Below are 24,213 nucleotides of genomic sequence, written 5' to 3'. Positions count from 1 at the left end.
ACGCGGTGGGTACGGGTGACGCCCGCCACGTGTGCGTTGGGCACATCGTGGGGTCACCCGACAAGGAAGTGGTCACATGTCCTCATCTCCGCCTCGCACGAGGCGCGCATCGGCCGCCGTCGCAGCCCTCGTCCTCGCGATCGTCGCCCTCGGCGTCTCGTCGGCTCCCTCGTCCGCCGCACCGGCCGGAGGCCGGGGCTGCGCCAACCGGAACAACAACAGCGTCGCCAAGCTGGTCGAGTGCGTGACCGTCGAGGGCGTGCGCCGCCACCAGGCCGCCCTCCAGGACATCGCCGACGCCAACGGCGGCACCCGGGCCTCGGGCACGCCCGGCTACGACGCCAGCGTCTCCTACGTGGCCGACCTGCTCTCCGAGGCCGGCTACGAGGTGACCCTCGACCCCTTCGAGTTCTTCGCCTTCGAACCCCTCGGCCCCTCCGCCCTGGAGCAGGTGGCGCCCACGCCCACGACCTACACCGAGGACGAGGACTTCGGGCTGCTCGACCAGACCGACCCGGGCGACGTCACCGCCCCCGTCACCGCGGTCGACCTCCAGCTCGGGTTGGGCAACGCGTCGACCTCCGGCTGCGAGCCCGAGGACTTCGCCGGCTTCCCCGCCGGGAACATCGCCCTGCTCCAGCGGGGCGAGTGCACCTTCGAGCTCAAGATCGAGAACGCCGCCGACGCCGGCGCTGTCGGTGTGATCATCTTCAACCAGGGCAACACCACCGACCCGAGCCGCAACGGCATCCCCGCCGTCACCTTCGGCAACGGCAACACCAGCGGGATCCCGGCCCTCGGCACCACCTACGCCCTCGGTGCCGAGCTGGCCCAGACGCCCGACCTGGTGATGCGGGTCTTCGCCAACTCGGCCCGCACCCCCGAGGTCGGCCAGAACGTCCTGGCCGAGACCCGCCACGGCGACGACGACCAGGTCGTCATGGTCGGCGGCCACCTCGACAGCGTGTTCGAGGGCCCGGGCATCAACGACAACGGCTCGGGCGTGGCCGCCATCCTCGAGACGGCGCTGATGATGCGCAAGGTCCGCCCGACCAACACCGTGCGCTTCGCCTTCTGGGGCGCCGAGGAGGCCGGCCTGGTCGGGTCCACCGACTACGTCGCCACCCGCACCGAGGCCGAGCTGGAGCAGATCGCCCTCTACCTGAACTTCGACATGCTGGGCTCGCCCAACTACGCCAACTTCGTCTACGACGGCGACGGCTCGGACTTCGGTCTGGCCGGTCCGGAGGGCTCGGCCGAGATCGAGGCCCTCTTCGGCGACTTCTACGAGAGCCGCGGCGAGGCCTACGAGGGCACCGAGATCGACTTCCGCAGCGACTACGGCGCCTTCTTCGACGTCGGCATCCCGTTCGGCGGCCTGTTCTCGGGGGCCGAGGACATCAAGACGCCGGAGCAGGCGGCCCTCTACGGGGGGACGGCCGGTGCGCCGTTCGACCCCTGCTACCACTCGGCGTGCGACACCGAGGCCAACGTCTCGCTCGACGCGCTGGGCACCAACGCCGACTCGGTGGCCAACGCCACCTTGACCTACGCCCTGGCCGAGACCCTCCCCGGGGCGGGCTGACCCACCTCCGGCGGCGGGGCGGCGATCGACCTAGGTTGATCGCCGCCCCGCTCGCGCCACCGGAGACATCGATGCCTGCGTACCCCCGTGCCGAGATGGAGGAGGCGTTCGCCCGCTACCAGGACGCCGCCAACCAAGCCGGGGCCACCGGCGACTGGCGGCCGTGGGTCGAGTGCTTCGTCCCCGACGTGCACTACGTCGAGCACCTCTACGGCGAGTTCCACGGCCGGGAGGCGGTGCTGGCCTGGATCACCGAGACCATGTCGGCCTGGCCCATCACCCACATGCAGCTGTTCCCGTGGGACTGGTACACGATCGACGAGGAGCAGGGCTGGATCGTCGGCCAGGTCGAGAACCGCTTCGTCGACCCGGGCGACGGCGAGGTGTACGAGGGGGCCAACTGGACCCGCCTGGTCTACGCCGGTGACGGCCTCTGGGCATCCGAGGAGGACGTCTACAACCCCTCCCACTTCGGCGAGGTGGTGACGGCCTGGCTGGCGGCGTGGCGGGCCCACCACCCCGACGAGCCCCACGGTCCGGCGACCCCGCCGTGGACGGCGGCCCCGGCGTCCTCGTGAGCGGCCCGTGGCCCGCCCTCCCGGCGGCGGACTGGCAGCCGACGCGCGACACCTTCATCCTCTGGACCCAGGTCGTGGGGAAGGTGCGACTGGCCCGCACGCCGGTCACGAGCCACTGGTGGAACGTGCCCCTGTACGTGGCGGCCCGGGGCCTGACCACCTCGCTGGTGCCGGCCGGTGACCGGGGCTTCCAGGTCGACCTCGACCTCGTCGACCACCGCCTCGACATCGCCGTCACCGACGGCAGCCGCCGGTCGATGGCCCTGGAGCCGATGACGACCGCCGAGTTCCACGCCGGGTTCCACGCCCTGCTGGCCGATCTCGACCTGGCCACCGAGACGTGGGCGATGCCGGTCGAGATCGCCGGCGCCATCCCGTTCGACCAGGACACCGAGCACGCCAGCTACGACGCCGACGCCGTGCACCGGTTCTGGCTGGCGCTGGTGCAGATGGACCGGGTCCTCTCCCTCTTCCGAGCCCGCTTCCTCGGCAAGGTCAGCCCCGTGCACCTGTTCTGGGGGGCCCTGGACCTGGCCGTCACCCGCTTCTCGGGCCGTGACGCCCCGCCCCACCCGGGCGGCGCCCCCAACTGCGGGCCGCACGTGATGCACGAGGCCTACTCCCACGAGGTGAGCAGCGCCGGCTACTGGCCCGGGGGCGGGGCCGAGGGTGTCTTCTACTCCTACGCCTACCCCGAGCCGCCCGGGTTCCGGGACGCCACCGTCGCCCCGGCCGCCGCCCGGTGGGACGACGACCTGGGCGAGTTCGTCCTCGACTACCAGGCGGTGCGGACGGCGGCGGACCCCGACGCCGTGCTGCTGACCTTCCTCCAGTCGACCTACGAGGCCGCCGCCGACGCCGCGAGGTGGGACCGCGCCGCCCTGGAGCGGCCGCCGGGCTGACGCTCAGGCCGGCGGGGTCACCCGCACCCAGCGCTGGCGGACGAACGCCATCGCCTGGTCGTCGTGGAGGTACGCCTCGGTGTAGCCGCACGCGGCGCACAGGTAGTGCCACAGGTCGTTGGTCTGGTGGGGGACGAGGGCGCCGCGGAACCCGGGCTCGATGTGGGGGCGGAGGCCGACCCGGCTGTGCTCGCCCAGCCCGAGGCCGTTGCGGGCGGCGTACACCTCGGTGCCACCGCACTTCGGGCAGGTCCCGGACCGCACCGGCGCAGCGTAGGTCGTGCCGGGACCGGCGCGCTCAGGGTTGACAGGTGTAAGACTCTCGGTCGTGACCCCCCCTCGTCCCCTCCGCGAGCTCACCCGGCCGGAGCTGGCCGTCCTGCTCCCCGAGCTGCTCCTCGCCGGCCACCTGATCGACCGGGCGGGCATGCCCCACGCCATCGGCGCCTTCGGGTTGGACGGCATGCGCGACATCGCCATCGAGGAGTGGATGGGCGCCAGCCCCGTCTACACCCGTCGCATGCAGCGGGCCCTCGGGTTCGAGGGCGACTCGGTCGAGGTGATCTTCAAGGGCATGCAGCTCGACGTGGGGGCGCCGCCCCAGTTCATGGACTTCCGCTACGTCGTCCACGACCACGATCGGGGCGAGTTCCACCTCGACCACTGCGGGGCGCTGATGGACGTCGAGCCCATGGGCGACGACTTCGTGGTGGCCATGTGCCACGACATCGAGGACCCGACCTTCGACGCCACGGCCATCGCCACCAACGTGCGGGCCCAGGTCCGGCCGCTCCACCGCCCGCCCCGCACGCCGGCCGACCGCCACCCCCACTGCGCCTGGACCGTGACGATCGCCGCCGACCACGACCCGCTGCCCATCCCCGAGATCGCCACGCGGATGGGCCGGACCCACGCCGCCCAGGTGGACCTCTCACCGATCGACCCGGCCGAGGACGGCCTCGGCCACTACGCCGGGCCGCTGCTCGACGACCTCCGGTTCGGGGACTGGTCGCACTCGGCGCTCGTGCGGGTCGCCGAGGAGGTCTGCATCCAGGGCCACCTCCTCGCCCTCTCGTTCCGGGAGGCGGTCCGGGCCCGGGCGACCGACGACGCGACCGTCGAGGGCATCGCCCGCAAGCAGCTGGCCGGCATCGCCGGGCTCACCTCCGAGCGGCTCTGCGCCGCCCTCGACCTGCCGGCCGACCTGGAGGGCGCGGCCCAGGTCCTGCTGCTGCACCCGGCCCTCCTGCCCAGCGCCTACGTCGACGCCACCGTCACCCTCGACGACCGGCTCGTGCTGCGGCTCGGACGATCCGACGGGGCCACCGCCGACGCGGCGTGGCCGGCGCTCGTCGACGCCGACCACCTCGCCCCCCTCGACGCCCTCCTGCGCGGTGTGGACGCCCGTCTGCGGGCCGACGTCTTGTCGTCGGGACCGGACGAGCTCGTCGTCGAGGTCGTCACCGACGACGACCCCGCCCCCGAGGCCGACGAGGTCGCCCTCACCCGCTTCAGCACCGGCGCCGAGTTCGCCTTCGTCGACCGCGGCACCCCCGTCGCCATCGGCCCCCGCCCCGCCTGAGCGCCTGGAGGGCGCCGCTGCGGGATCTACTCGGTGAGGGCCTCGGCCAGGGCGGCGACGCGGTCGGCGACGGCGGCGAAGGGCAGGTAGCCCATGCTGGCCTGGAGCATGGCGCCGGTGTAGGCGAGGGCGAGCGACTCGACGACGAGCGGCCCGACGTCGGGACCGAGCGCAGCCCAGATGCGCTCGACGATGTGGGCGCCGAGCTCGTCGCGCACGACGCCGACGGCCGGCTCGTCGGCGACGAGGGCCGTGAGGCCGGCCCGGGCCAGCGCCGGGTCGGCCGCCGCCACCCGACCCGGGCCGCCGAGGGCCGTCGTCACCCGAGGGCCGACGGGAGCGGCCGGGTCGATGGCACCGTCGCCCTCGGCCCGGACCTGGCGCCAGTACAGGGTGGCGACGAGGTGGTCCCGGGACGAGAAGTAGGCGTAGGCGGTGGTGTGGGTGAGACCGGCCCCCTCGGCCACGGCGCGGACGGTCAACCCGTCGGGGCCCCGCTGGCGGAGGTGGGCGAGGGCGGCGTCGAGCAGGGCATCGACGGTGGCCTGCTGGCGATCGCTGCGGACGGGGGTCACGGCAGCATCGTCGCACCCCCGTACGGTGGCGGCGTGCTGCTCCACATCACGACGGCGGCACCGTGGCGGGTGGCCCTGGCCGCCGGCACCCACGTCACGCCGTCGCTCCCGACCGAGGGCTTCATCCACCTGTCGCGACCCGACCAGGTCGCGCTGCCGGCCAACCGCCTCTACGCCGGGCGCGACGACCTCCTCCTGCTCGTGATCGACCCGGACCGACTCGACGCCGAGGTCCGGTGGGAGCCCGGCGTCCCCACCGACCCGGGCTCGATGCGGTTCCCCCACCTCTACGGACCGCTCCCCGTCGCCGCCGTGACCAGCGTGGTCCCGTGGCGGCCCGGTCCCGACGGGGCGTTCGCCGAACCGGTCGGGCTGCCGGCCCCGTCCGACGGCCCGGGGCGGGCGCGGTGGTTCGACCGCAGCCTCGCCGAGCGGCGCGCTCCGATCGTCGTCCCCGTCGCGGTCCCTCCCGGGGCCATCGGCTGCCGCGACCCGCGGGTCCCGTCGTCGTACGAGCACAACGCCGTGTGGCTGACGGGCGCCCCGTCGGCCGCCGAGGTCGAGGCGGCCGGCGACCTCGTGCTCGGCGACGCCGGGCACCGCCGGGTCGTGCTCGAGACGGCCCCGGCGGAGCTCGACGGCTGGGAGGTGGACGAGGAGCGCATCCTCGTGCTCCCCTCGTCGGTCGGCGTCGACGGGCCCGCCGAGGTCGTCACCCCGGTGACCAGCGAGGTGATGGCCGGGCTGTGGCGCCCGTCGTGGCGGCGCGACCTGCCCGGGGCGTCGGAGGCGGCGATCGACGACCTGGTCCGGCGGGAGGCCTTCGCCGACGCCCACCTCCGCATCGTCGACCTGGCGGTGCTGGGTGGCGACGGCGTGCCGGTGGCCGGGACGCAGCTCCGCATCGACGGGGCCACGGCCGCCATCGAGGCCGTGCTCTGCGACCCCGACCACCGTGGCCGGGGGTTCGCCACCGCGCTCGTCGCCGACGCGGTGCGCCGGGCGCGGGAGGCCGGCTGCGACCTGGTCTGGTTGCTGGCCTACGCCGACGACTGGCCGCGGCGGTGGTACGAGCGGCTGGGCTTCGTCGACGTCGGCGCCCGGTGGGTCGCCCATCGCCGCGCCGCCGGAGATCCACGGCCGCCGGTCGTCGGCCGACGCACCCCGTCCGGTCGGACCGCCTGAGGGTCTGCCGGGACCGGCGCAGCCGGCGGGTCAGGCGGTGGCGGCGCGCCGGCGGGCCCGCTTGGCGGCGTACATGGCCAGGTCGGCCCGCTCGAGCAGGTCGGCGGGGCGGTCGTCGATGCAGCTCGCGGCCCACCCGACCGAGGCCCCCACCACGACCGTGTCCCCGACGTCGTAGGGCCGGGCGAGGGCGGTCTCGATGTCGGCCGCCCGACGCCGGGCCCGGGCGTCGTCGGACGGCGGGGCGAGGAGCACGCAGAACTCGTCGCCCGCCAGCCGGGCCACCAGGTCCTCGGGCTCACCCACGGCGCGGATCCGGCCCGCCACCTCCTGGAGGACCACGTCGCCGGCCCGGTGCCCGTGGGCGTCGTTGACCGCCTTGAACCCGTCGAGGTCCACGAACAGGAGGTGGACGTCGCGGCCGTCGTCGAGGTCGCGGGCCAGCCGGGCGACCAGCTGGGACCGGTTGGCGACACCGGTGAGGTCGTCGTGGTCGGCCCGGCGTCGCAGCTCGGCCTCGGTCCGCCGCCGCTCGCTGACGTCGCGACCGATGGCGCAGACGAGCCGCTCGTCGACGTCGACCTGGAGGTCGACCTCGAGCCACACGTGGTGGCCGTCGCGGTGGACGAAGCGAAGCTCCTCCCGGCGCGACTGCTCCCGCCGCAGCCCCTCGACGTCGGGTGGGCCCCCGGGGCGGTCCTCCTCCACGATGAGGTCGGCTCGGTCGATGCCGATCAGCTCCTCGGGGCGGTAGCCCAGGATCGCCTCGCACGCCGGGTTGACCGACCGGACCTGGCCGTCGAAGCCGAAGGTGGCGATGAGGTCGCTCGACGCGTCGCTGATCGTCTCGGCCCTCCGGCGCTCGCGGACGGCCGCGCTCATGACCGATCCGAGGAGGACGCCGACGCCGACCATCACCGCCACCCGGAACGTCACGAACGCCGACGGCAGCGAGACGTCGGCCGTGCGGTGGGCGGCGACCGACCAGGCGGCGGCCATCACCCCGGCGAGGAGCCCGCCGCCGAGCCCGCCGAAGCGGCCCCACCGGAGGGCGGCCTCGCAGGCCACGATGACCGGCAGCATCTGGACCGGGTCGGTCGGGTCCCGCAGGAGGTTGACCATGGCCACGGCGATGATGAGGGTGTCGGCCGCCATGGCGGCCCACCCCAGGCGGCGGACACCCGCGATGGTCGGGCCGCGGCGGACGGCCCACCGCACGGCGAGCCACACCAGGACCAGGGCGGCGGCGTTGGCGGCGCTCACCCACGGCCGGTCCGCCTCGTAGAGGAGCAGCTGGACGATGGCGATGCCGGCGAACCAGAAGCGGCACCGCTGCATCCCCTCCTCGATGGCGAGTCGGGCCCGGTGGTCGGCGAGGATCCGGCGCCGTCGTCGGTCCTCCACGGTCCCGGTCCCGATCGCCCTCTCCGACATGACCCCGCTCGACCTTCCCGGCGTCCCCACGCCGTGGAGACCTCATCGACGGGATCGGGGCGCATGTGAGGCCCCGTCCGGGTGACTCAGGCGGGGACGGGGGCGTCGGACGGGTCGATCCCGTGGGCGGCGAGCCAGGCCGGGTCGGGGGCGATGAACTGGACGACGTCGATCACCGTGCCGGCCGGGTCCTGGAGGAAGACGTGGCGCTGGCCCCACGGCTCGTCGACGATCGGTCCCAGCACCGGCACCTCCGCGGCCCGGGCGGCGGCGGCGAGGGCGGTGACGTCGTCGACGACGAAGGCGAGGAGGGGGGCGGCGCCGGCCGCGGCCGACGCCCGGGCGGCGGCCGGGACGGCCTCGTGGCCCGGATCCCACACGCACACCTCCCAGACCTCGCCGGGACGGCGCAGGGCCACGAACCAGCCCACGTCGGTGCTGACCTCGAGGCCGAACAGGGACACGTAGAAGTCGCGCACGGGGGCGGTCTCGGGGCTGAACACGGTGGCGGAGAACTGGGGGATCGCGGGCATCGGGCCTCCTCAGGGTCAAGAGCACGACGGATGTCGTGGTTGATGACGACAGATGTAGTGGATGGGCGCTAGGGTGTCAACCATGCCGTCGAACCCGTCCCGCCGGGCCGAGCTGGCCGACGCCGGCCTTCGCGTGCTCGCCGCCTCCGGGGCCCGGGGCCTCACCCATCGGGCCGTCGACGCCGAGGCCGGGGTCCCGACCGGCACCGCGTCGAACTACTTCCGCACCCGCGACGCCCTCCTCGCCGCCCTCGGCGAGCGCATCTTCGAGCGCCTCACCCCCGCCCCCGAGCGCCTCGACCCGCTCGCGACCGAGGAGCCGTCGGTCGCCCTGGTGGCGGCCTACGTCCGGGACGTGGTCGAGCGGGTGCTGGGCGCGCCCGAGCTCACCCTCGCCCTCCTCGAGCTGCGGCTGGAGGCGACCCGCCGGCCCCCGCTGGCCGAGAGCCTGGGGCGGACCCTCAGCGTCGGCTACCAGGCCGACGTCGCCTTCCACGTCTCCCGCGGCCTCCCCGGCGGGGCCCGCGAGGTCGAGCTGCTCCACTACGCCATCGACGGCCTCGTCCTCGACCGCCTCACCGCCTCGATCGGCGCCCCCGGGCGGCGCGCCTCGGTGGACGAGATCGTCACCGACCTCGTCCACCGCCTCGTGCCCTGACCGACGGCTCCGACCCCGGACGCGAGAGGGGCCGGTCCTGCGACCGGCCCCTCACGCTCAGCTCACCTCAGGTCAGGCCGGAGGCTCCGGGGTGACCCGCTCGGCGTACTCCTCGCTGTGGAGGATCATCGCGATCAGGTCGGTCACCGTGAGCTCACCGGTCTCGATGCCCGCGATCGCGGTGTCGAGCTCGTCCTGGGCCGGGGCCCGGCCGAGCATCGACACGAACAGGTCGATCACCCGGATGTAGGGCGACGTCGCGGTGCGGAACTCGGGCGACTCGGTGAAGAGGAGGGCGACCTTCGAGCGCTTCACGCCCCGCTCCAGCTCGCCCAGCCAGAACTCGAGGCCCTCGGCGTCGGGCTCGCGGTCGAGCACGTTGGCGTACAGCAGGGTGACGAACTCCTCGTCGGTGGTGTCTCGCCCGTAGAGCCGGTTGAACTCGAAGGACCGGCCGAAGAACGACGCCACGCTCGTGAGCGTGCGGCCCGACTCCAGCTGGCCGACCCAGTAGTCGAGGTCGGTGTCCGACGGCGACCGGTCGAAGAGCCCGAGGTAGAGGCGGGTGATCTCGGCGACCGGGCTGCGCAGCTCGACGGTCTCGAGCTCGAGGATCAGCTGCTCGAGGGTGCGGGTGCCGGTGTAGATGCCGACCTCCCACGCCTCCCGCTCGGCGTCGGTCGGGGTGCGCCCGAAGTCCTCGAACTGCTGGCCGACCGCCTCGGCGACGGCCTCGAAGGGGGTGAGGTCCGGCTGCTCGGGCACGGCCACGAACGAGCGGGGCTCGCGGTCGACCGGCACCGGGTCCGGGAGGAACGACTCGAAGTAGGCCCGCAGGACGGCGAGGTCGGTGTCGCCGGTGGTGAAGGGGTCGGCCCCGAGGGTGAAGGCGGAGAAGTTGTCGCCGCCGGCGGCGAGGAACGAGTTCGTCGTCACCCGGTACTCGCCCGCCGGGTCGAGGGGCACACCGTCGAGCATGACCGAGCCGTCGTTGATGCGGTACCCGCGGGGGGCGGCCGGGTTGTAGGTGTAGGTGAGCCCCTCCGAGATCCCGAGCCAGAGCAACGGGCGCGACGCGCCAGCCGGCTGCCACTGCTGCTCGAGGATCTGCTCGATCTCGGCCCCGGTGTAGGTCAGGGTGATCACGTCGTTGGAGAAGTTCTGGACGGCGTAGGCCTCGGCGTAGGTCACCACGCCGTCGGCATCGCCGGGCCGTCCGTCCACCGCCTCGTAGCCGAAGTTGTCGCGGATGCCACCCGGGTTGATGAAGGCGATATCGGCCCCACCTCGGTTGTCCTCCTCGGTGCCGGCCAGGAGGGCGTCGGCGATGAAGTTGGCCAGGTCGCTCTCGACGTTGCGGTCGGGGGCGCGGGTGATGTCGGCGTCGATGGCACCGATCTGGACCGCGCCCAGCTCGGCCGACTCGGCCTTGGCCTCGTCGACGATGGCCTTGACCTCGGGGTCCTCGGCGTAGGTCGTGGGGTCGAGGAGCTCGATCAGGTCGGTCTCGAACGTGCCGGCGGCCACGTCGACGCTGAGCTGCACCCGACCGACCTTCTTGCCGTACTCCTGGGCCGACAGGACCGGCCGCGTCCGCTCGGTGCCGGGGATGGGCACCTCGAAGGCGTAGGGGAGGTGGGTGTGGCCGCTGAAGATGGCGTCGACGTCGGCGCTCATGCCGACGAACTCGCCGAACACGGGGTCGGCCGCCAGCTCCGCGGCGGAGTCGATGTTGGCCGGGCCGGCCCCCTCGTGGGTCAGCACCACCACGATGTCGGCCTCGCCGTTGGCGTCGTTGCCGTCCTTGAGGTCGGCGGCCACGGCCTCGGCCTCGGCGACCGGGTCGGTGAAGGTCAGCTGAGAGATGCCGTCAGGGGACACCAACGTGGGCGTCTCCTCGGTGACGACGCCGACGTAGCCGACGGCGACGCCACCCACGGCCTCGACGTGGTACGCGTCGAGGGCCCTTCCCCCGCCTGCGGCGAAGCGCACGTTGGCCCCGAGGTAGGGGTAGTCGGCCAGGGGGTCCACCCGGTCGACGAGGTCGTCGTAGCCCTTGTCGAACTCGTGGTTGCCCACCGACGAGGCGTCGAGGCCCATGAGGTTGAGCACGTCGATGGTCGGTTCGTCGCCCGCCACCGAGGACACGAACGGCGAGGCACCGATGAGGTCGCCGGCGGCGGCGAACGACGTCGACATCTCCGCGCTGACCTCGTCGATCAGGGTGGCCACCTTGGCCACGCCGGGCACGCCGGCGAAGGAGTCGGCCTCGAGGCGGCCGTGGAAGTCGTTGATCGCGAGCAGCTGGATCTGGACCGGGGCCGCCGAGGCGGGGGCCGGGGCGATGAGGAGCGCGCCGAGGGAGGCGCACACGAGGAGGAGGGCGGACGCGGCCCTCCGGCCGGGACGGGGCATGGGGTGGGACCTCGGGGGCTTGAGGGGGATGGTCGGGCGCCGACGCTACGGACGTCGGGTTTCGCCCCCCCGGCCTCCGTGTGAACGGAGGATCACGGTTGGGCGCACACCGGATCCGCCTCGGCGCCGCCGACGAGGGTACGTGACGTCGGACACGCGCGCACGGGTGCGCGTCAACAAAGTGTTGATCCGCCGGAGGTTCACCCCGATGGGGGGAGCGACGGCGCCCCTAGGTGAAGTCGCCTCGCGGGGGGAGCTGCCCGGTCGCCAGCGACTCGGCCCGATCCCGCAGGGGCTGGGCGTGGTGGGCGTGGGTGAGGAGCAGGAACCTCTCCTCGCGCACGGCCGCGACCACCATCTGGGCCACCTCGGCCGGGTCGATCCCCTGCTGGGTCACCACGCCGAGCATCTCGTTGACGAAGGCCTGGTCGTCGGTGGCCTCGGTCCGCAGGGCGGTGGGCCGGTGCTTGTCGACGTCGTCGGCGATCGAGGTCCGGACCATGCCGGGGCACAGGGCCGTCACCTTGATCTGCGACCCCACCGCCTCGAGGTCGAGGGCCAGGGCCTCGGTGGCGGCGAGGGCGGCGAACTTCGAGATGCCGTAGGGCCCGGAGTAGGGGCTGCCGAGCAGGCCCGCGACCGAGCACGTGTCGACGACGTGGCCCGGCGTGCCCTGGGCGATCATCCGGGGGACGAACGCCCGGATCCCGTGCAGGATCCCCCACACGTTGACCCCGAGCACGAACTCGAGGTCGGCCGCCGGTCGCTCCCAGAGGAAGCCCCCCACGAACACGCCGGCGTTGTTGCACAGGAGGTCGACCTGGCCCCACTCGCGGAACACCCGATCGGCGAGGGCGGTGACGTCGTCCTCGAGGCGCACGTCGGTGGGCTGGGCCAGGACGTCGCCGGGGTCGACGCCGGCCTCGACGAGGAGCCGCCCGGTGTCGCCGAGGGCGGCGGTGTCGACGTCGGCCAGGGCGACGCGCATGCCCTCGGCGGCGAGGCGTTGGGCGAGGGCTCGGCCGATGCCGTTGCCCGCTCCGGTGACGACGGCGACCCGTCCGACGAGGTCCTGCACGGGGCTCCTAGGTGGTGAGGTGGTGGGCGAGGAAGGCCCCGGCGGCGGTGAGGCACTCGTCGGCCTCGGGCACGACGTCGGCGGGGAAGGCGGGGAAGACGTGGATCATGTCGGGCCACACGACGACCTGGGCGGCGCCGCCGGCCTCCTCGACGCGGTGCCCGGTGACGACGGCGTCGTCGAGCAGGACCTCGGCGTCGCCCACGTCGATCCGCAGCGGCGGGAGGTCGGCCAGGTCCGCCAGCATCGGTGAGGCCAGCGGTGAGGTCGGATCGGCGCCGGCGAGGTAGTCGCCGGCGGCGTCGGTCAGCCCCTCGCGGCGGAGCATCGGGTCGGTGTCGACCCGGGTGTCGTAGGTGGCGCCGGACTGGGTGAGGTCGGCCCACGGGGAGATGAGCCACCCGGCGGCCGGCCGCACGCCGACACCGCTGTCGCGGAGCGCGACGAGGGTGGCCAGGGCCAGGCCGCCGCCGGCCGAGTCGCCGGCGATGGCGAGCGGCGTCCCGTCCTCGCCCAGCTCGATGGCGGCGGCGACGGCGTCGTCGACCGCCGCCGGGAACGGGTGCTCGGGCGCGAGGCGGTAGTCGAGCGAGACCACGGGGCGGGCCGCGGCCAGGGCGATGCGCCCGGTCAGGGCCCGGTGGGTGTTCAGCGAGCCGCTGACGTAGGCGCCCCCGTGGAGGTAGAGCACGACCCCGGGACCGTCGACCCGCGCCGGTGTGCTCCGCTCGGCCGGCCGTCCGGCCAGGGTGAGCGGCTCGACCTCCACGCCCGGCGGTGATGGCACGACCCCCGCCAGCGCCTCCAGCGACGCCCGGCGCTCCTCGAGGGTCTCGACCCTGGTGGAGCGATCGCCCAGCAGGCTTCGGATGGCGTCGATGCCCGGGTGGCTCATGGCCGGGGAGTCTGCCACGCCCCGGCGATCGGTGGACACGTGTCCAGCGGGCTGTCGGAGGCGGGACGCGACCTGGGCCCGGCCGCAGTGGCCGGGCCCCCGTTCACGACGTCGAGCGTCGGGTCGGGCTACTCGTCGACGACCTCCACGACCGGGCACGGGGTGATGGCGGCGATCGCCAGCAGGACCCGGGTGTGGTAGTTCGACGTGGTGAACGCCTCGGCCAGGGTGCTGGCCTGCTCGCCGGAGGCGGGCGTGCCGCACACCGCCTGGCTGGCGCTGTCGACCGCGTAGCTCACGGTCTCGTTGTTGCGGTAGAGCCGCTGGGCCAGGCTGGTGCGGGCCACGGCCACGTTGTCCGCGGCGTCGAGCCGGGCCGTCCAGAAGGCGACCCCGCCCTCGTCGGCGTCCCGGCCGAACAGCGTCGGGTACAGGTTGCGCACGAAGGCCTCGTTGCTCGACGCCGCCTCCGGGAACGCGTCCTCCGCCTGGCGGTTCGCCTCGGCCGAGGACAGGAGGCGCCCGATCAGGAAGGGCTGGTCCTGGGCTCGCACGAGGGCGTCGGTCCACCAGTCGATGCCATCCTCGTCGGCCTCACGGTCGAGGGCGATCCGGTAGGAGTCACCGACGGCCAGGGCCCAGCCCTCACGGGACCGGGCGATGGTCATCGCCACCCGGGTCGGCGAGGTGCCGGCCTGGATGCGACCGGCCCAGTAGGCGAGGCCGTCGGGCTCGGCCGACCGGCCCAGGACGGCCTGGTAGATGGCCTCGACCTGGGCCTGGGCGGAGCTGAGCACGAAGCTGAGGTCCGCCGAGTTCGGATCCTCGCCCTCGGCCGGACCGGACACGTTCGGGTAGATGAGCGAGCCGAGGGGGCCGCAGTCGGTGGCCGGGTTGGCCGGTTCGGGGATGACGAACGAGTCGTCGGAGACCGAGACGGTCAGCGGGCCGCCCTCCGCACCGGTCGCGGTGCCGGTGAGGCCGACCTCGATGGGGTGGAAGCGGCACGAGTCGGGCGTGGGGCCGAGGGGCAGCGGCGTGCGCGCCCCGGTCCCCTGGTTCACCAGCGTCACCGACTCGATGACCATCTGGAAGACGGCGTCGAGCACGACGTCACCTGTCTCGGAGACGGTCCCGACTCCGGGCTCGGGCTGGCTGACCTGGATGACCACCTCGGCGTTGGTGCCCGGGAGGGCGTTCTCCCGGATCTGGGTCGTCTTCGGGAAGGTCGCCCGGGCGGTGAGGTCACCGGTCTCGGCGTCGTAGGTGCCCTCGATGGTCACGCCGCTGAACTCCGACGGGGAGCCCTTGACGGCGATGTTGCCGTCGACGGGGCTGAAGTAGGCCTCCGGTGCGGCGCTGGCGGGCGAGGCGCCGATGCCGAAGCCGGTCACGGCGATGGCCGCCCCGACCACGGCGGCCAGGCGCCTGCGTCCCCGGCGGCGTGCGCCCCCGGGCGCGTCGAATGAAGTGGCGTGATGGTGCAACGGTTTCCCCTGTGTGTTCGTTTCCGCGGCGCGGAAAGGCTTCGGCCAGGAAGGTATGGCGCCGGTCACGGGGCGTCAATACCTGCGGTAACAGTTCATGCGCGCGCCGCGTGGTCGCAGCACCTCGGTGCGCCCGGGGCCCGGGGTCGACGATCTGACGGGCCGTCAGGTGACGATGGACACGTGTCCAGCGGTGGGGCATGCTCGCGGCAGCCCGATCGCCGGAGGATCCACCATGAGCACGCTGGCCACGCCCACGACCGAGGCGGTGCACCGGGGGAGGGACGACCTGCCGTTCGTCGAGATCGGCGGGGGGAACAAGCTCAAGGTCATCCAGGTCGACGCCGGCCTCGGCCTGTGGATCGTCGAGAACATCTTCCAGCCCGGCTACACGGTGCAGACCCACCGCCACACCGGCCCCGTCTACGCCTACACGACCTCGGGCGCCTGGCACTACCAGGAGTACGACGACGTGAACCGGGCCGGGTCGTTCCTCTACGAGCCGGCCGGGTCGGTCCACACCCTCGAGTGCCTCGAGCCCGACACCCAGGTGTGGTTCCAGATGTACGGGTCGAACCTCAACCTCGACGCCGACGGCAACGTCGAGAGCGTGTTCGACGGCCCGGGCACGCTCGAGGCCTACCTGGCGCTGGCCGAGGCCGAGGGCTTCGGCCGCCCGCCGGTGCTGGTGGCATGAGCGTCGGGTCCACGACGGGCCTGCGCCTGGCCGACCCGGCCACCTTCGCCGCCGGGGTCCCCCACGCCGCCATCGACGCTCTGCGGGCGGAGAGCCCGGTCGCATGGCAGGACATGCCCGACGACCAGTCGGGGTTCTGGGCGGTGCTCACCCACGCCGACGTGGTGACGGTGGCCCGCGAGCCCGTGCTGTTCTCGGCCACGAGGGGCGGCGTGGTCCTCGAGGACCTGCCCGAGGACTCGCTCGAGATGATGCGCGGGATGTTGCTGGCCATGGACCCGCCCCGGCACCTGACGTACCGCAAGCCGCTGGCCGACAGCTTCAAGGCCAAGGTCATCGCCGGCATGGAGGACCAGATCCGCGCCCTCACCCGGTCCGTGCTGGCCGACGCCGCGGCGAGGTCGGCCGACGGGGGTGAGGTGGACTTCGTCCACGACGTCGCCGCCCACATCCCGACCCAGGTGATGGGCCGGCTCATGGGCCTCCCCGAGGAGGACTGGGCCCTGCTCCACACCCTCGCCGAGCGCCAGACGTCGGGTCAGGACCCCGACGTCGTCGGCGAGGTCGACCACAGCGCCTCGATCGAGATGGCCATGTACGCCATCGGGTTCGCGGCCGAGCGCCGCACCCAGGCGCCCCGCGAGGACCTCACGACCCTGATCCTCGACGGCGACTTCGGCGGGCAGACCATGAGCGACGTCGACTTCGGGTCGTTCTTCGTGCAGCTCGTCACCGCCGGCAACGACACGACCCAGACGATGCTCAGCTCCGGCCTCCTCGCCCTGCTCGCCCACCCGGAGCAGCTCGACGCCCTGCGGGCCGACCCGTCCCGGGTCGCCGGGGCGGTCGAGGAGATTCTGCGCTGGGCCAACCCCCTCCACTACTTCCGGCGCACGGCCACCGAGGACACCGTGCTCGGCGGGCAGGCGATCGCCGCCGGCGACAAGGTGGCGATGTACTACACGGCTGCCAACCGGGACCCGGCCGTGTTCGCCGACCCGCACGCCTTCGACATCACCCGGTCGCCCAACCCGCACCTGAGCTTCGGCATCGCCGAGCACTTCTGCCTCGGGGTGCACCTGGCCCGGCTCGAGGGCCGCATCTTCTTCGAGGAGCTGCTGGCCGCGTTCCCGTCGATCGAGCAGACCGGCGACCCGGTGCGGCTGCGGTCGAACCTCAACAGCTCGTACAAGCGCGTGCCGGTCCGGCTGTCGTGACGCGGCTCCGGCACGCGGGCCTCCCCATCACCGAGACCGACGAGGAGATCGCCGCCCTGCTCGAGGACGTCAGCATCCCGGCGCTGCTGGCCTCGATGGTGCACATGACGGGCGACCCGTCGTGGATCCGCGACGACCCGAGGCCGGTCGGCATCTACATCAACGAGGTCCAGGGGTTCATGAGCCCCGAGGACCAGGCGGTCGTCCGCAAGCGGGCCCTGGCCGCGATCTGCGCCTACCGCGACGGCGGTCACCGCCTGCCGCCCCCACCGGGCCCCGACCTGGTGCACGAGATCATGGAGGCGATGGTCGCCGGGCCCGTGCCCCCGGAGTACGTGCCCCTGCTGCTCGAGGAGCTCGAGCTCGACGGGGTCGACCAGCGGGCGGTCGTCCCGCCGGCTCTGGCCGCGTCGCCGGCGGCCCGGGCGGCGCTGCCCGTCGTCGTCATCGGGGCCGGGATGGCGGGCCTGCTGGCCGGGATCCGCCTGGGCCAGGCCGGCGTGCCGTACACGATCGTCGAGAAGAACCCGCGGGTCGGGGGCACCTGGCACGAGAACACCTACCCGGGCTGCCGGGTCGACGTCGGCAACCACTTCTACTGCTACTCGTTCCAGCCCGACGACGAGTGGACCGAGCTCTTCGCCCAGCAGCCCGAGCTCCAGGCGTACTTCGAGCGGGCCGCTGCCGACCACGACGTGGCCCGCCACATCCGCTTCGACACCGAGGTCGAGGCGGCCACCTGGTCCGAGGACGACGGTCGCTGGACCGTGCGGGTCCGCACCGCCGACGGCGCGACCGACGAGCTCGACGTCGCGGTCGTCATCAGCGCCGTGGGCCAGCTCAACCGGCCCAAGGTGCCCGAGATCCGCGGCATCGAGACCTTCGGCGGGCTGGCCATGCACTCGGCCCGGTGGGTGCCGGGCACCGACCTCACCGGTCGGCGGGTCGCCGTCGTGGGCACCGGGGCCAGCGCCTTCCAGATCGTCCCCACCATCGCCCCCGCCGCCGCCCACGTGACGGTGTTCCAGCGCTCGGCACCGTGGATGTTCCCCAACCCGATCTACCACGAGCCGGTGCGGCCGGGGATGACGTGGGCCATCCGCCACCTGCCGTTCTACGGGCGCTGGTACCGGTTCCTCCTGTTCTGGCCGGCGTGCGACGGCGGGCTCGAGGCCATGCGGATCGACCCCGACTACCCCCACCCGGACCGGGCCGTGAGCGAGATCAACGACGCCGCCCGCGAGGTCTTCACCCAGTGGATGGCCGACCAGGTCGGCGACGACGCCGACCTGCTGGCCAAGGTCGTGCCCGACTACGTCTGCCTCGGCAAGCGCACCCTGCAGGACAACGGGTCGTGGCTCGGCGCCCTCACCCGCGACGACGTCGACCTCGTCACCGACGCCATCGACGCCGTCGAGCCCACCGGCATCCGGGACGTCACCGGGATCCTCCACGAGGTCGACGTCATCGTGTGGGCCACCGGGTTCCACGCCAACCGCTACCTGTGGCCCATGGCGATCACCGGTCGCGACGGCCAGGACCTGCGGGCGCGGTGGGGCGACGAGCCGACCGCCCTGTACGGCATCACCGTGCCCGGCTTCCCCAACCTGTTCTGCCTCTACGGGCCGGGCACCAACCTGGCCCACGGCGGGTCGATCATCTTCAACGCCGAGTGCCAGGTGCGGTACGTGATGGGGTGCCTGGGGCTGCTGGCCGAGGCCGGTCCCGGCGCCGCTCTGGAGGTCACGGCCGAGGCCCACGACGCCTACGACGCCCGGCTCCAGGACGAGATGTCCCGGATGATCTGGTCGCACCCGAGCATCCGGAACAGCTGGTACCGCAACGAGAGCGGCCGCATCCGGATCCTCAGCCCGTGGCGCATGGTCGACTACTGGGCCTGGACCAAGACCCCCGACCCCACCCACTTCACCGTGACGTCCGGCGGTTGACGCCCACGAGCGGCGGGAGCATCACGTCGTCGGGACCGCGACCGGTGGCGATCAACCCGCCCGCGCGTCGCGGGCCATCCGGTCGCGGCTGGCGTGGGTCGGTCGTACCGATGGCTCGGACGGCGGTGGAGCTGCGGGCTGGTGGTGTGGCTGTCGGCTCGGTGGGCCGGGACCGACGGGGTGTCGCTGATGGGTCTGTGGTGCCGTTCCGGGCGGGGCGCTGTGCGGCTTCCTGAGCGCCTCGACGGCGCCTGCGGTCCAACTGCCCACAACCGAACCGAGCGGCTCACAGGGGCACACAGGAGCCGAGAAAGCCGGCGATTTACTGGGTTTCCGAGGTTCGATTCCCGTCTACCGGGTATCACTGGGGTCATGTTCGAGGCGCTCGCCACCACCATCTCCGACCTGGACATCCCGGTCGATGGCGACGCCCTCGACGAGGCGCTGTTCCTGCGTGATCGCCTCGACGCCAAGCTCTGCGAGGCCGTCGGGCGGTTCGAGGCCACCAACGAGTACGACACCGCCGATGGGTGCCCGACCATGGCCACCTGGTTGCGGGTCAAGGGGCGGATGACCAACAGCGACGCCCAACGCCTGGCCAGCACCGCCCGACGCCTCAGCCACCTCCCCACCCTGATGGGCGCATGGCTGTCGGGTGAGGTGTCCGGGGGTCACATCGCCGCGGTGGTGGCCAACCTCAACGACCGCACCGCCCCGCTGTTCCAAGCCGGCGAGGACGACCTCGTCCCCATGCTCGCCGGCCTCGACGTGACCGAGGCGGTGGTGGCCATGAAGTCCTGGGCCGCCCACGCCAAGGAGACCCTCGACGACGGCCACGAGGGCGAGCCCGACCCGGACCGCTCCGCCCACCTCTCACCCACCCTCAAAGGTGGGCGGTTGGACGCGAACCTCGAGCCCGAGGCCTTCCACGCCGCCCAGGCCGCCCTCCGGTTGGCCATGGGCAACAAGACAGACGATGACGAGCGGACACCCGCCCAACGGCGTCACGACGCCCTGACCGAGATCTTCACCCACTTCCTCGACCACCAGTCCGACCACAAGGGCGGACGGCACCGCCCGCATGTGAACATCACCATCGGCCTCGAGGAGCTCACCTCAGGTCGCGGGCAGGGGTGCTTCGACGACGGCACACCGATCACCGCCGACGTCGCCCGGCGGCTGGCGTGTGATGCGAACATCCACCGGGTCATCACCAAGGCGGATGGCACCGTGTTGGACTACGGACGGTCCACGCGGACGATCCCGGCGCCGTTGTTCCAGGCGCTGTGCATCCGCGACAAGGGGTGCCGGTTCCCCGGCTGTGACCGACCTGCCCATCGGACCGACGGCCACCACGTCGCCGAGTGGATCGCCCACCGAGGACCGACGAACCTGCGGAACCTGGTGCTGTTGTGCCGGTACCACCACGGCGTCGTCCACCGCCCCGGCTGGGCCATCGAGCTCCGACCCGACGCCACCGTCATCATCACCACCCCCGCCGGGCGGAATCGACGATCCCAGCCCGTCGACCGACGGGCCCTCGCCGCCTGACACACGACACCACCAGGTGAGCCCGCCCCCGGCGGGCTCACCGTCGCGCCCATCTGCGCCGTCGCCTGCACCTCGTGGTCCTCAGTCGAGGACAGCGACGGCCTCGATCTCGACCAGCAGGTCGGGCTCGGCCAGAGCGGCCACGCCGATCATCGTCATAGGCCTGGTGGGGTCGATGCCGTGTGCCTCGGCGACGCGCATGGCGCCCTCGACGAACGGGCCCAGCTTCTCCTCGGTGAGGTCGACGACGTAGGCGGTCACCTTGGCCACGTCGGCGTAGGAGGCCCCGGCCCCGGCGAGGGCGGCGATGAGGTTGGCGTAGGCCTGCTCGACCTGACCGGCCAGGTCCCCCGGGGCCACGGGGGACCCGTCGGCGGTGCGGGCGACCTGGCCCGAGACGTAGACGGTGCGCGATCCGGTGGCCACGCCCACCTGGGCGTAGCCCATCGGCTCCGGGATCCCGGGCGGGTTGATCAGCTCGACGGTCATGGGATCTCCTCGGGTCGGATGGCTGCGCCATGGCTAGCCACCCGGTGCCGCCGCCGCTCGCCCCCCGAGGGGTCTGACGCCGGTGCGACCGGGTCAGGCGGGGGCGGGGGCGGCCACGCCCGGGGCGACCATCGGCCAGGGGCGGGCGCGCTCGACGGCGAGGGCCACGTCGAACAGCAGGTCGTCGGCGTGGTGGCGGGCCAGGACCTGCATGCCGACGGGCAGGCCGTCGATGGTCCCGGCCGGGATGGACACGGCCGGGTTGCCGTAGATGTTCGAGATGATCGTGAGCGCCCCCATGTTCACCATGTCGGGGAACCGGGCGCTGAAGTGGGCCAGCAGGGCGGCGGGCAGCCGCGGAGCGAAGGCGCTGGTCAGGCGGGTGCCGAGCAGGGCGCCCCGGAACGCGTACCGGAACGCCTTGCTCGACGTCGCCATGTCGATCAGGTCCTCCTGCGGGTTGCTGGTGGCGGCATCGGCGGCGAAGGCGGGCCCCGGGTTGGTGGCCGCGATGATCAGGTCCACCTCGCCGAAGGCCTCGGCCATGGCCACGTAGGACTGCACCCGCAGGTCCTCGGCGGCCGCCGCGGTGTGGAGGTTGTAGAGCGACTGCGAGAGGTACAGGCCGAAGGCCACCTCGTCGGTGAGGTCGTCGGCGCACCCGGGCCAGCGGTCGCCGAGCTCGGCCAGGAGGGTGGAGAGGTTGCCCATCATCCACTGGGCGGCGAGGTTCGGTGGTCGGACGTCGAGGTCGACCATCGTCATCCCGTTCTCGCGGACGAGGAGCTCGGCCTCGCTGCGGACGCGGTCCTCGACGCCGGGCTCGAGCGTGACGCCGCCGAGGTCGGGCACCACGGCGACGCGCAGCCCGCTCAGGTCGAAGGTGCCGAGCCCGGCCTCGTAGCTCCCGGTCTTGGGCAGCGAGGTCGGGTCGTAGGGGTCGGGGCCGCTCACGACGTCGAGGAACCGGGCGGCGTCGCGCACCGACCGGGACAGGCTGCCGTTCACGACCGTGTTGGGCCGGCTCATGGCGTGGGGGCCGCGGGTGGTGCGCCCGAAGGTGCCCTTCATGCCCAGCAGGCCGGTGTAGCCGGCGGGGATGCGGATGGACCCGCCGCCGTCGCCGCCGGTGCTCAGGCTGACGAGCCCGCCCGCCACCGAGGCGGCCGCCCCGCCCGAGGATCCGCCCACGGTGCGCCCGTGCCGCCACGGGTTGTGGGTGACCCCGTTCAGCTTGGTGACGCTGACGTTGAGCCCGCCGAACTCGCTGGCGGTCGTCAGCCCCACGGGCACGACGCCGCCGTCGGTGAGCAGCCGCTGGGTGCTGTGCATGGTGTGGGTGGCGACGCGGTCAGCGAAGACGAGGGAGGCGCCGGTGTCGGGCCAGCCCTCGACCTGCTCGAGCTCCTTGATCCCGGTCGGGACCCCGCCGAAGGGGAGCGCCACGTCGGCGTCGGCCGCGGCCTGCCGGGCCCGCTCCGGGTCGAGGAAGGAGAAGCACCTCAGGTCGGACGCCTCGATGGCGGCCAGGCTCGCCTCGAGCTCCTCGGCCGGGGACCGGTCGCCGGCCCGGAACGCATCGACCAGGGAGCACGCATCGCCCTGCCAGGGAGTGTCGGCCACGCCCCATCCTCGCGCGGCCGCCCCCGGCGTCGATCCCGGCACGGTCGGCCCCGGTGGGGCACACTGGAGTGTCGGACGTCACAGGCGACGTCCGCATCAAGGAGAACCATGGCTGCGCCGTCCCCCTCTGTCGCCCCCCGCCGCACACTCGTCGCCCTGCTCACCGCAGCGGCGCTGGTGCTCTGCCTCGCCGTCGGCTCGCCGCCGGCCTCGGCCGCGGGAGGGGTGCGCACCCGGCCGGTCCTGCTCATCCACGGCTACAGCCTCAGCAACGACACCAGCTGCTCGGGCACCTTCGACCGGATGATCTCCCAGATGCGGGCCGAGGGCTTCACCGGCCCGTTCGTCCGGGTCGGCTACTACAGCGGCAACACGGGCTGCGACGTCAACCTGCGGTCGTGGGGGAACGTCGGGAACTCGTCGTCGTGGAAGACGATCGCCAAGGCCTTCTCCCAGTACATCTACAGCACCTACACGGCCCGGGGCATCGCCGTCGACGTCGTCGGCTACTCGATGGGCGGCAACGTCGCCCGGGGAGCGGTGTACGGCTCGTCGATCCGGGAGTCGGGCTTCTCGGCCCCGATCCGGGTCGAGGACGTGGTGACGCTGGGCTCCCCGCACAACGGCGCGGCCTGGTACTCCAACCTCTGCCTCTGGGGCCAGTGCTCGTCGCTGAAGCCGGGCTCGTCGGACATCGCCTGGCTGAACCGGAACGGCAACCCGCAGGGCGTGGGCGGCACCGACTTCACCGTCATCGGGTCGAACGGTGACTGGGTCGTCTCGGCGTCGTCGGCCACCTACATGTCCGTGCCGTCGGCCCGGAAGGTCGTCTACGCCAGCGTCCCCCACACCGGCGGCTCCAACTACATGGGGAACACCGCGGTCGTGACCCGGGCCGGCGACGCCCTGGCGCTGCTGGGGGTCTAGCCCGCCCGGGAGCGCACCAGCACCTCGATGCCGTCGAGGACCCGCTGGAGGCCGAACTCGAAGTCGACCAGGGCCTCGTTCTCGAGGTACGAGGCGGTGGGACCGTCGGGGACGAAGCCGTCCTCGGTGGAGATGCGGGTCGCGACGGGCCAGCGTTCGGCGTCCCACACCTCGTCGAGGACCGCGCTGCGGGCCTGCCACCACTCGTCGTCGGTGAGGCCGGTGCGCTCGGGGGTGGCGCGGATGTCGGCGACCTGGCGGGCGACGCCGGCGACGTAGCCACCGACCAGGGCGGCGACGGCGGCCATCTCGCGCCCGGTCAGGCCGAGGCCGTCGACCCGCTGGAGCGCCCGCTCGTAGCGGTCGAGCTCGTTGGGTCCGAGGACCGGCCGCTGGCCGGTCACGTGGACGACCCACGGGTGGCGCAGGTACAGATCCCACTCGGCGCGGGCGTGGGCCTCGAGGGCGGCCCGCCAGCCGTCGGGGTGGGCGGTCGGACCCGAGGGCTCGCCGTAGACCAGGTCGAGCATGGCGTCGACCAGCTCCGCCTTGCCGGGGATGTAGGTGTAGAGCGACATCGTCCCGACGCCGAGCCGGTCGGCGACCCGCCGCATCGACAGCGCATCGAGCCCGCCCTCGTCGGCGATGGCGACCCCCGCCTCGGCGATCGTCCGCACCGTGAGCCCCTGCTTGGGGCCGCGCGTGGGTGGGGTCCGCAACCCCCACAGCGCCTCCATCCCTCGGCGGGTCCGGGCCGCGGCCGGGCTCAGGTCGCCGTCGTCGGGCGCCGCGTCGGGCCCGGCCCCGGCGCTCCCGGGCGCGTCTCCGGGGGGCGCGGGGGCGTCGGCCATGG

Annotated in this window: 22 protein-coding genes; 11 read left to right on the top strand and 11 right to left on the bottom strand. The window is 73.3% G+C overall.

Features of this window, described 5'->3' with window-relative positions; genetic code table 11:
• Nucleotides 1–76 precede the first annotated feature (76 nt).
• The 3 genes from HC251_RS23410 (at nt 77) to HC251_RS23400 (ending at nt 3,065) form a co-directional block, all read left to right on the top strand.
• Nucleotides 77–1,585: a M20/M25/M40 family metallo-hydrolase gene (locus HC251_RS23410; protein WP_219943031.1), complete on the top strand. Its 1,509-nt coding sequence runs from the start codon at nt 77–79 to the stop codon at nt 1,583–1,585.
• Between the two features lie 71 nt (nt 1,586–1,656).
• Entirely contained in the window at nt 1,657–2,163 is a 507-nt protein-coding gene (locus HC251_RS23405; protein ID WP_219943030.1) for a nuclear transport factor 2 family protein, read from the top strand.
• The gene (locus HC251_RS23400) at nt 2,136–3,065 is read left to right on the top strand and encodes a DUF5996 family protein (RefSeq protein WP_219943029.1); all 930 of its coding nucleotides are present in this window, start codon (nt 2,136–2,138) and stop codon (nt 3,063–3,065) included. The genes HC251_RS23405 and HC251_RS23400 overlap by 28 nt, the downstream gene beginning before the upstream one ends.
• A gap of 3 nt (nt 3,066–3,068) precedes the next feature.
• On the opposite strand, the gene HC251_RS23395 is transcribed toward HC251_RS23400, so the two are convergent.
• On the bottom strand, nt 3,069–3,329 hold the full coding sequence (locus tag HC251_RS23395; RefSeq protein WP_219943028.1) for a hypothetical protein: 261 nt from the start codon (nt 3,327–3,329) through the stop codon (nt 3,069–3,071).
• A 64-nt stretch (nt 3,330–3,393) separates the two neighbouring features.
• On the opposite strand from HC251_RS23395, the gene HC251_RS23390 reads away from it, so the two are divergent.
• Nucleotides 3,394–4,647: a hypothetical protein gene (locus HC251_RS23390; protein WP_219943027.1), complete on the top strand. Its 1,254-nt coding sequence runs from the start codon at nt 3,394–3,396 to the stop codon at nt 4,645–4,647.
• A 26-nt stretch (nt 4,648–4,673) separates the two neighbouring features.
• Here the strand turns inward: HC251_RS23390 and HC251_RS23385 are convergent, their stop codons facing one another.
• On the bottom strand, nt 4,674–5,222 hold the full coding sequence (locus HC251_RS23385) for a helix-turn-helix domain-containing protein (RefSeq protein WP_219943026.1): 549 nt from the start codon (nt 5,220–5,222) through the stop codon (nt 4,674–4,676).
• 33 nt (nt 5,223–5,255) lie between these two features.
• Between HC251_RS23385 and HC251_RS26445 the strand changes: the two genes are divergently transcribed.
• Complete coding sequence (locus HC251_RS26445; protein WP_370651264.1) at nt 5,256–6,407, top strand: GNAT family N-acetyltransferase; 1,152 nt, start codon at nt 5,256–5,258, stop codon at nt 6,405–6,407.
• Between the two features lie 30 nt (nt 6,408–6,437).
• Here HC251_RS26445 and HC251_RS23375 read toward each other — a convergent pair whose 3' ends face one another.
• Both HC251_RS23375 and HC251_RS23370 read right to left on the bottom strand, forming a co-directional pair.
• Nucleotides 6,438–7,841: a sensor domain-containing diguanylate cyclase gene (locus HC251_RS23375; RefSeq protein WP_219943024.1), complete on the bottom strand. Its 1,404-nt coding sequence runs from the start codon at nt 7,839–7,841 to the stop codon at nt 6,438–6,440.
• 86 nt (nt 7,842–7,927) lie between these two features.
• Complete coding sequence (locus tag HC251_RS23370) at nt 7,928–8,374, bottom strand: VOC family protein (protein WP_219943023.1); 447 nt, start codon at nt 8,372–8,374, stop codon at nt 7,928–7,930.
• 82 nt (nt 8,375–8,456) lie between these two features.
• Between HC251_RS23370 and HC251_RS23365 the strand changes: the two genes are divergently transcribed.
• A complete protein-coding gene (locus tag HC251_RS23365; protein ID WP_219943022.1) occupies nt 8,457–9,032 on the top strand; it encodes a TetR/AcrR family transcriptional regulator in 576 nt (191 codons plus the stop codon).
• Between the two features lie 72 nt (nt 9,033–9,104).
• On the opposite strand, the gene HC251_RS23360 is transcribed toward HC251_RS23365, so the two are convergent.
• From HC251_RS23360 to HC251_RS23345, 4 genes are all read right to left on the bottom strand, one after another.
• Nucleotides 9,105–11,447: a 5'-nucleotidase C-terminal domain-containing protein gene (locus HC251_RS23360; RefSeq protein WP_219943021.1), complete on the bottom strand. Its 2,343-nt coding sequence runs from the start codon at nt 11,445–11,447 to the stop codon at nt 9,105–9,107.
• A 229-nt stretch (nt 11,448–11,676) separates the two neighbouring features.
• On the bottom strand, nt 11,677–12,525 hold the full coding sequence (locus tag HC251_RS23355) for an SDR family NAD(P)-dependent oxidoreductase (protein ID WP_219943020.1): 849 nt from the start codon (nt 12,523–12,525) through the stop codon (nt 11,677–11,679).
• A 7-nt stretch (nt 12,526–12,532) separates the two neighbouring features.
• Complete coding sequence (locus HC251_RS23350; protein WP_219943019.1) at nt 12,533–13,420, bottom strand: alpha/beta hydrolase; 888 nt, start codon at nt 13,418–13,420, stop codon at nt 12,533–12,535.
• Between the two features lie 128 nt (nt 13,421–13,548).
• Nucleotides 13,549–14,835 carry a DUF4214 domain-containing protein gene (locus HC251_RS23345; protein ID WP_219943018.1) on the bottom strand — a complete coding sequence of 429 codons (1,287 nt, stop codon included), beginning with the start codon at nt 14,833–14,835 and terminating at the stop codon, nt 13,549–13,551.
• A gap of 307 nt (nt 14,836–15,142) precedes the next feature.
• On the opposite strand from HC251_RS23345, the gene HC251_RS23340 reads away from it, so the two are divergent.
• From HC251_RS23340 to HC251_RS23325, 4 genes are all read left to right on the top strand, one after another.
• On the top strand, nt 15,143–15,604 hold the full coding sequence (locus HC251_RS23340; RefSeq protein WP_219943017.1) for a 2,4'-dihydroxyacetophenone dioxygenase family protein: 462 nt from the start codon (nt 15,143–15,145) through the stop codon (nt 15,602–15,604).
• A complete protein-coding gene (locus HC251_RS23335) occupies nt 15,601–16,821 on the top strand; it encodes a cytochrome P450 (protein WP_219943016.1) in 1,221 nt (406 codons plus the stop codon). Before HC251_RS23340 ends, HC251_RS23335 begins: the two co-directional genes overlap by 4 nt.
• Complete coding sequence (locus HC251_RS23330; protein ID WP_219943015.1) at nt 16,818–18,770, top strand: NAD(P)/FAD-dependent oxidoreductase; 1,953 nt, start codon at nt 16,818–16,820, stop codon at nt 18,768–18,770. Before HC251_RS23335 ends, HC251_RS23330 begins: the two co-directional genes overlap by 4 nt.
• Before the next feature lie 372 nt (nt 18,771–19,142).
• Nucleotides 19,143–20,321, top strand: coding sequence for an HNH endonuclease signature motif containing protein (locus tag HC251_RS23325; RefSeq protein WP_219943014.1), 1,179 nt, complete (start codon nt 19,143–19,145; stop codon nt 20,319–20,321).
• An 81-nt stretch (nt 20,322–20,402) separates the two neighbouring features.
• On the opposite strand, the gene HC251_RS23320 is transcribed toward HC251_RS23325, so the two are convergent.
• Together HC251_RS23320 and HC251_RS23315 are read right to left on the bottom strand one after the other, a co-directional pair.
• Nucleotides 20,403–20,810 (bottom strand): RidA family protein, encoded by a 408-nt coding sequence (locus HC251_RS23320; RefSeq protein ID WP_219943013.1) that lies wholly within the window; start codon nt 20,808–20,810, stop codon nt 20,403–20,405.
• A 93-nt stretch (nt 20,811–20,903) separates the two neighbouring features.
• Nucleotides 20,904–22,433 carry an amidase gene (locus tag HC251_RS23315; RefSeq protein WP_219943012.1) on the bottom strand — a complete coding sequence of 510 codons (1,530 nt, stop codon included), beginning with the start codon at nt 22,431–22,433 and terminating at the stop codon, nt 20,904–20,906.
• Between the two features lie 108 nt (nt 22,434–22,541).
• Between HC251_RS23315 and HC251_RS23310 the strand changes: the two genes are divergently transcribed.
• The gene (locus HC251_RS23310; protein ID WP_219943011.1) at nt 22,542–23,360 is read left to right on the top strand and encodes a triacylglycerol lipase; all 819 of its coding nucleotides are present in this window, start codon (nt 22,542–22,544) and stop codon (nt 23,358–23,360) included.
• Here HC251_RS23310 and HC251_RS23305 read toward each other — a convergent pair.
• Entirely contained in the window at nt 23,357–24,211 is an 855-nt protein-coding gene (locus tag HC251_RS23305; protein WP_219943010.1) for a TetR/AcrR family transcriptional regulator, read from the bottom strand. The two genes, HC251_RS23310 and HC251_RS23305, sit on opposite strands and share 4 nt — an antisense overlap.
• Nucleotides 24,212–24,213 lie beyond the last annotated feature (2 nt).

The sequence above is a fragment of the Iamia sp. SCSIO 61187 genome (assembly GCF_019443745.1).
Taxonomy (GTDB): Bacteria; Actinomycetota; Acidimicrobiia; order Acidimicrobiales; family Iamiaceae; genus Iamia.
The sequence above is the reverse complement of the archived record's forward strand: the minus strand, read 5'-3'. Positions and strand labels throughout refer to the sequence as shown.

Bases quoted from the DNA above. Each gene is read 5' to 3' on its own strand.
- HC251_RS23405 (WP_219943030.1), top strand. From the start codon at position 1,657: ATGCCTGCGTACCCCCGTGCCGAGATGGAGGAGGCGTTCGCCCGCTAC.
- HC251_RS23360 (WP_219943021.1), bottom strand. From the start codon at position 11,447: ATGCCCCGTCCCGGCCGGAGGGCCGCGTCCGCCCTCCTCCTCGTGTGC.
- HC251_RS23365 (WP_219943022.1), top strand. From the start codon at position 8,457: ATGCCGTCGAACCCGTCCCGCCGGGCCGAGCTGGCCGACGCCGGCCTT.
- HC251_RS23320 (WP_219943013.1), bottom strand. From the start codon at position 20,810: ATGACCGTCGAGCTGATCAACCCGCCCGGGATCCCGGAGCCGATGGGC.
- HC251_RS23335 (WP_219943016.1), top strand. From the start codon at position 15,601: ATGAGCGTCGGGTCCACGACGGGCCTGCGCCTGGCCGACCCGGCCACC.
- HC251_RS23310 (WP_219943011.1), top strand. From the start codon at position 22,542: ATGGCTGCGCCGTCCCCCTCTGTCGCCCCCCGCCGCACACTCGTCGCC.
- HC251_RS23305 (WP_219943010.1), bottom strand. From the start codon at position 24,211: ATGGCCGACGCCCCCGCGCCCCCCGGAGACGCGCCCGGGAGCGCCGGG.
- HC251_RS23325 (WP_219943014.1), top strand. From the start codon at position 19,143: ATGTTCGAGGCGCTCGCCACCACCATCTCCGACCTGGACATCCCGGTC.
- HC251_RS23350 (WP_219943019.1), bottom strand. From the start codon at position 13,420: ATGAGCCACCCGGGCATCGACGCCATCCGAAGCCTGCTGGGCGATCGC.
- HC251_RS23410 (WP_219943031.1), top strand. From the start codon at position 77: ATGTCCTCATCTCCGCCTCGCACGAGGCGCGCATCGGCCGCCGTCGCA.
- HC251_RS23375 (WP_219943024.1), bottom strand. From the start codon at position 7,841: ATGTCGGAGAGGGCGATCGGGACCGGGACCGTGGAGGACCGACGACGG.
- HC251_RS23340 (WP_219943017.1), top strand. From the start codon at position 15,143: ATGAGCACGCTGGCCACGCCCACGACCGAGGCGGTGCACCGGGGGAGG.
- HC251_RS23370 (WP_219943023.1), bottom strand. From the start codon at position 8,374: ATGCCCGCGATCCCCCAGTTCTCCGCCACCGTGTTCAGCCCCGAGACC.